The sequence below is a fragment of the Polaromonas sp. P1_G4 genome (assembly GCF_056405475.1).
The window spans coordinates 1-5,637 of record NZ_JBFUCA010000273.1 but is presented as its reverse complement, the minus strand read 5'-3'; the positions used below and the strand labels follow the sequence as shown (position 1 = coordinate 5,637).

At 59.0% G+C, this 5,637-nt stretch carries 6 protein-coding genes; 1 reads left to right on the top strand and 5 read right to left on the bottom strand.

Features of this window, described 5'->3' with window-relative positions; translation table 11 throughout:
* Positions 1 to 263: 263 nt before the first annotated feature.
* Positions 264 to 698, bottom strand: coding sequence for a gamma-glutamylcyclotransferase family protein (locus AC1D1X_RS14125; RefSeq protein WP_477669068.1), 435 nt, complete (start codon positions 696 to 698; stop codon positions 264 to 266).
* A gap of 171 nt (positions 699 to 869) precedes the next feature.
* Here AC1D1X_RS14125 and AC1D1X_RS14120 point away from each other — a divergent pair, with 171 nt between their 5' ends.
* Positions 870 to 1,817, top strand: coding sequence for a DMT family transporter (locus AC1D1X_RS14120; RefSeq protein ID WP_477669067.1), 948 nt, complete (start codon positions 870 to 872; stop codon positions 1,815 to 1,817).
* Here AC1D1X_RS14120 and AC1D1X_RS14115 read toward each other — a convergent pair.
* From AC1D1X_RS14115 to AC1D1X_RS14100, 4 genes are all read right to left on the bottom strand, one after another.
* Positions 1,762 to 2,640, bottom strand: coding sequence for an ABC transporter permease (locus AC1D1X_RS14115; protein ID WP_477698494.1), 879 nt, complete (start codon positions 2,638 to 2,640; stop codon positions 1,762 to 1,764). The two genes, AC1D1X_RS14120 and AC1D1X_RS14115, sit on opposite strands and share 56 nt — an antisense overlap.
* A gap of 13 nt (positions 2,641 to 2,653) precedes the next feature.
* Positions 2,654 to 3,595 (bottom strand): ABC transporter permease, encoded by a 942-nt coding sequence (locus AC1D1X_RS14110; protein ID WP_477669065.1) that lies wholly within the window; start codon positions 3,593 to 3,595, stop codon positions 2,654 to 2,656.
* A 36-nt stretch (positions 3,596 to 3,631) separates the two neighbouring features.
* The gene (locus AC1D1X_RS14105; RefSeq protein ID WP_477698493.1) at positions 3,632 to 4,735 is read right to left on the bottom strand and encodes an ABC transporter ATP-binding protein; all 1,104 of its coding nucleotides are present in this window, start codon (positions 4,733 to 4,735) and stop codon (positions 3,632 to 3,634) included.
* Between the two features lie 100 nt (positions 4,736 to 4,835).
* Positions 4,836 to 5,637: extracellular solute-binding protein (locus AC1D1X_RS14100; RefSeq protein ID WP_477698492.1), on the bottom strand; the 802-nt coding region annotated here is incomplete at its 5' end.

Here is a 5,637-nt window from a genome sequence, read left to right as displayed (position 1 = left end):
TTCTACAAGACCTTGTGAAGATCTTATGTCTTATATAAGACAAAAATAAAATTCAATAAAATCAATGATATTTATTAAAATTATCGTAATGCAAAATTCAATCTCTCATATTGAGAAATAATTTTGCACTGCAGCATTCGTTAATTCCACATTACGGAATCAATTTATTGAATGATGAAATGTGAAAGGCAGCTTGTATCGATGGCCAAGAGCGCACCTCGGCCCTGACTTTCCTCTCGAGGCCCTCAGACCCTCTGCGAGACTCAGCTAGCGCCACCAGTTCGGTGCAACACCCAATCGCCCAGCGTAATCACCGGTTTTCCGTGAATCCGTTCGGGAGCGATCTCATAGAGGAAACACACCAGTTCCCGCGCGCGCTCCGGTTGGCCAGGCCCGGATACCGGCTCAAGCTGCACCGCCACCTCGCGCTTGGTGTATTCACCGGTCTGCTGCGGCCAGACCTCCTCAATTTCATCCAGCACACGCTCCAGCTCGGGCGCCACGGCATACACCTCTCCCTGCACGGTGCCCGGGCCGGTTAGCGTCAGGCCAGGATAGCTGCCCAGGTGGTGCATCACGCCAGCCACGCTGGCACGCCCTATCCATCGAGGTGGCGGCTGCAAATGGTTGATGTCACGCTGCTCACCCTTGCGCAGGGTGCCGTAAACAAAAACATAACGGACAGGAGATTGAGGCATTGTTTGAGTGTCGTCGCCAGAGTCGTCATTGGATTGTGGGCTGTCCAGGCTGCGTGTAACCGGCAATGCCCCTCTGAAATTAAGGCATGATTTCAACCTCTGCCAGGCCGTTCCCGGCCGGTACAAACGCAGGCCCCCGCACTGGCCCGCACCACAGGAGCCTCCAGTTTAATGAACCGAATCGTGGCCTACGCCTGCCTGGCGCTCAGCATGTCGCTCGTTGGCAGCTACGTGGCGCTTTCCAAACCCCTCGTCATCGCCTTCCCCGTCTTTTTGCTGGCCTGGCTGCGCTTTGGCATCGGTGGCACCGCAATGCTGCATTGGCTGAAAAAACCGGCAGGCGAAGTCCCCATGAGCCGGCAAACCAGCCGACTGCTGTTCCTCGAATCCTTTCTGGGCAATTTCCTCTTTTCCATCTGCATGCTGTTCGGCGTGAGCATGACCAGCGCGGTTGCGGCCGGTGTGATCATGGCTTCCATTCCGGCAGCCGTTGCGCTGATGAGCTGGCTCTTCCTGCGGGAGCGCATCGGTGCGCGCGTATGGGGCGCTATAGCCTGCGCGGTGCTCGGCATTGGCCTTGTTTCGCTATCAAAAAATGAGCTGATTGCGCCCGTCAGCATTGGTCCGGAGGCCGATTTGGCACACAGAAATGCCTGGCTGGGCAATTTGCTGCTGGTGGGCGCGGTTTTATGCGAGGCGGCCTACGCCGTCATCGGCAAGAAGCTGACCGGCGTACTCAGCCCCAAACGCATCACCGCACTGATCAACCTCTGGGGCTTTGCCCTCGTCACCCCTTTCGGCCTCTGGATGGCTTGGGGATTTGACTTTGGCAAGGTGGCGCCCTCCGCGTGGCTGTTGCTGCTGTTTTATTCGCTCGCAGCCAGCGTATGGACGGTCTGGCTCTGGATGACCGGGCTCAGGACGATTCCGGCGAATCAGGCCGGCGTTTTCACCGTATTGCTGCCGGTCAGTGCCGCAGCGGTCGGCGTCATTGTTCTGGGAGAAAAGCTCAATGGCACCCAGATCGGCGCTTTTGCCATCGCGCTGACCGGCGTCGTGCTGGCTACTTTGCCCGGACGGGGTCCGGGAAAGCCTGTTCCGGTCGAGCCGCCGCACTGATTTCGCGGTCCAGCCGCTTTTGCCGGCGCATCACGGAAATGCTGTAGGCAATGATGCCCAACGACACCACCGTGATCAAAATCGTGGCCGCTGCGTAAATCGACGGGTTCACACCGCGGCGGGCGTAGCTGAAGATCACCTGCGGCAAGGTCGTCACGCCGGGCCCTGACAAGAATTCGGAGATCACCACGTCGTCAAACGACAGTGTGAAGGTGAGCAGCCAGGCCGACACCAGTGCCGGTGCAATGCTTGGCAAGGTCACCAGAAAAAACACCTGCACGGGCCGGCAGCCCAGGTCCATGGCGGCCTCTTCAAGGGTGCGGTCCATTTCACTGAGGCGTGACTGGATGACCACCGTGGCGTAGGCCATGCCGAGCAAGGTGTGCCCCGTCACGATGGTGATGAAACCCCGGTCCGGCCAGCCGATGGTGCGCTGCACCGCCACCATCAGCAGCAGCAAGGCCAGGCCGATGATGACCTCGGGCATGACCAGCGGCGCGTTGACCAACCCATAGAACAGCGTACGCCCGGTAAAGCGCAAATAGCGCACCAGTACAAAGGCAGCAAAGCTGCCGAGCACCACCGACAGCGTGCCGGTGATCAGCGCCACCTTGAGGGACAGAAAAAATCCTTCCACCAACCGCGAGTCCGACAGCAGCGCCTCATACCAGCGCGTTGAAAAGCCGGTGAAARCACCGTCTTGCCGGGTGCTGTTGAATGAAAAGACGATGAGGAAAATCAGCGGGATATAGAGGAAAAGGTACACCAGCCCCATCCAGATCCGGCCTATGTTGCCTTCTGCCAGGCGCAGGAAGGTTCTCATGGCTTCTTTCATCTCAGTGGCGTCCTTGCGCGTCACGGTCGCTGCTGGAGCGGTAATAAAAAGCCAGCGGCACCAGGATCAGGAGGATCATCACCACGGCCAGCGCGGATGCGCGCGGCCAGTTGTTGCTGCTGAACATCTCGTCCCACACCACGCGGCCGATCATGATGTTTTCAGCGCCCCCCAGCAGCGACGGAATCACGAACTCGCCGACGCTGGGGATGAAAACCAGCATCGAGCCGGCGATGATCCCGGACTTGCTGAGCGGAACAGTGATCAGCCAGAAAGCCTTCCAGGCGCTGGCGCCCAGATCGTGGGCAGCCTCCAGCAGACGAAAGTCCATCTTCACCAGGTTGGCGTAAAGCGGCAGGATCATGAAGGGGCAGTACACATAAGTCATACCCACCAGCATCGACACATCCGTGTAAAGCATCACCATCGGCTCCTGGATGATGCCCAGGGATAGCAGCAGGTTGTTGAGCACGCCCTGGTCGGCCAGGATGCCCTTCCACGCGTACACGCGCAGCAGGAAGGACGTCCAGAACGGCAGCATGACCAGCATCAGCAAGGCCGGCCGGATCGCTGGCCGCGACCGGGCAATGAAGTACGCAAACGGATAGCCAATCAGCAGGCACGACAGCGTCGTCAGTACCGCGTACTTCAGCGAAGTCTTGTACGCCTCCATGTAGATGGTGTTGCCGAAGCCGCCTGCGGTATCGGCCGCTTTGTCGATGAAGATGGACGCATAGTTGTTGTAGCGCAGCATGACGTGCCAGGACCCCTGCACCGTCTCGATCAGCGGCGCAAAGGGATCCACACCGTTGCCCATGTCCGTGACGCTGATCCGCAGCAGGATCAGGAAAGGCAACACAAAGAACAACAGCAGCCAGACATAGGGCACGCCGATCACGAAGCGTCGCCCCAGGTTGAGTTGAAGCCAGGAATGAATTTTCATCGCGGTAGTGAGATAGCTTGGCGTCGCAGCAGCAGCTTATTGAGTCAACACCACGGGCGCCGAATCGTCCCACCAGAAGAACACCGCGTCTTCCCAGGTGATCAGGGAGCTCTCGTGGCGCGTGGTGTTGGTCTCGGTGATCTTCACCCTGCGGCCGCCCGGCATTTCCACAATGAAAGTGTTGTAGCTGCCGAAATAAGCAATCTCCCGCACCTTGCCAGTGAACAGGTTGATGTTCACCTCAGGGCGGGTCTTGGCAATGTGAATCTTCTCCGGCCGCACCGCGATGGCCACCGACATGCCTAACGTTCCACTAATGCCGTGGCCCACATTCACCACGCCCTGCTCCGTCGTGACTTCACAGCGGTCCGCCTCGTCCAGCGTGAGCTCACCTTCAAACATATTGACGTTGCCGATAAAGTCGGCCACAAACCGGCAGTTGGGGTGCTCGTAGATTTCCTTGGGTGTGCCGACCTGCAGGACACGGCCGTGGCTCATGACGGCAATGCGGGATGCCATGGCCATGGCTTCTTCCTGGTCGTGCGTCACCATGACGCAGGTCACGCCCACGGATTCAAGAATGTTGACCAGTTCGAACTGGGTGCGTTCGCGCAGCTTCTTGTCGAGCGCGCCCAGCGGCTCATCGAGCAGCAGCAACTGGGGCCGCTTGGCCAGGCTGCGCGCCAGGGCCACACGCTGCTGCTGGCCGCCYGAGAGCTGGTGCGGCTTGCGTTTGGCAAAGGTCTCCAGCTGGACCAGCTTGAGCATCTCCTGCACACGCGCCTCGATCTCACCCTTGGGCATGCCTTCGCGCTTGAGTCCGAAGGCAATGTTGTCCCACACCGTCAGATGGGGAAAGAGCGCGTACGACTGGAACATCATGTTGATGGGCCGTTCGTAAGGCGGAAAAGAGGCGATGTCCACAYCGTCCAGGATCACCGAGCCTTCGGTCGGTTTTTCAAAACCCGCCAGCATGCGCAGCAAGGTCGACTTGCCGCAACCCGAGCTCCCGAGCAGCGCGAAGATTTCACCCTTGTGAATCGACAGGGACACATCGTCCACCGCCGCCACACCATCAAAGCGCTTGACCAGCTGCTCAGTCCGCAAAAATCCGTCACCGGCCGGGAGGGGTAGATTCATGAACAGGGGTTCTCACCAAGAAAAAAGCTGCGCACACAAAGCATTGCATGCACAGCCGGGTTCACACTGAAATCAGCGCTTGCCAGAGATCAGTAAAACGTCACTTGCCTTTTTTGAAGGCAGTGAACACGTTGCTCATGGATTCACGCGCTTCGTTGCTGAAGCTGGCCGGAGACACCATTTTCTTCAGGTTGTCCGCATCGGGGAATACCGCCTTGTCCTTGGCAATCTCGGGCTTGACGCTGGCCAGGCTGGCCTTGTTGGCGGTGGCGTAACCCAGCTCGTTGGTCAAGGACGCGGACACCTCGGGGCGCAGCGAATAATTGATGAAAGCCAGCGCGTTGTTCGGGTGCTTGGCATCCTTCGGAATGGCCAGCGTGTCAAAGAAGATCAGGCCGCCGGTGCTGGGCAACAGGGCCTCGACGTCATTGCCGCTCTTGTTTTCAAGGGCGCGGGCACGGGCGATGTTGATGTCGCCGGCCCAAGCCAGTGCCACGCAGGCCTTGCCGCCGGCCAGGTCGTCAATCATGGTGCTGGAGAACATGCGGATGTGCGGACGCACCTTGGCCAGCATTGCGGCCGCAGCCTTGTGGTCGGCCGGGTCGTTCGAATAGGCGTTTTTGCCCAGGTAATGCATGGCGGGCGGCAGCACTTCGGTTGGCGAGTCGAGGTAGGCAATACCGCAGGATTTGAGCTTGGCGGTGTAGACCGGGTTGAACACCAGGTCCCATGCGTTTTCAGGCATGGGGGTGGAGCCCAGCGCCTTCGTTACCTTGGCCTTGTTGATGCCAACCGTGGTGAAGCTCCAGGCCCAGGGGACGAGATWGGCGTTACCCGGGTCGATGGTGCCCAGCTTTTCCATGATGGCGGGGTCGAGGTTTCCGTAGTTGGCGACCTTGGAC

What these genes read in the sequence shown, in the direction of transcription:
- AC1D1X_RS14125 (WP_477669068.1), bottom strand. Translation starts at nt 698, where the DNA reads ATGCCTCAATCTCCTGTCCGTTATGTTTTTGTTTACGGCACCCTGCGC.
- AC1D1X_RS14120 (WP_477669067.1), top strand. Translation starts at nt 870, where the DNA reads ATGAACCGAATCGTGGCCTACGCCTGCCTGGCGCTCAGCATGTCGCTC.
- AC1D1X_RS14110 (WP_477669065.1), bottom strand. Translation starts at nt 3,595, where the DNA reads ATGAAAATTCATTCCTGGCTTCAACTCAACCTGGGGCGACGCTTCGTG.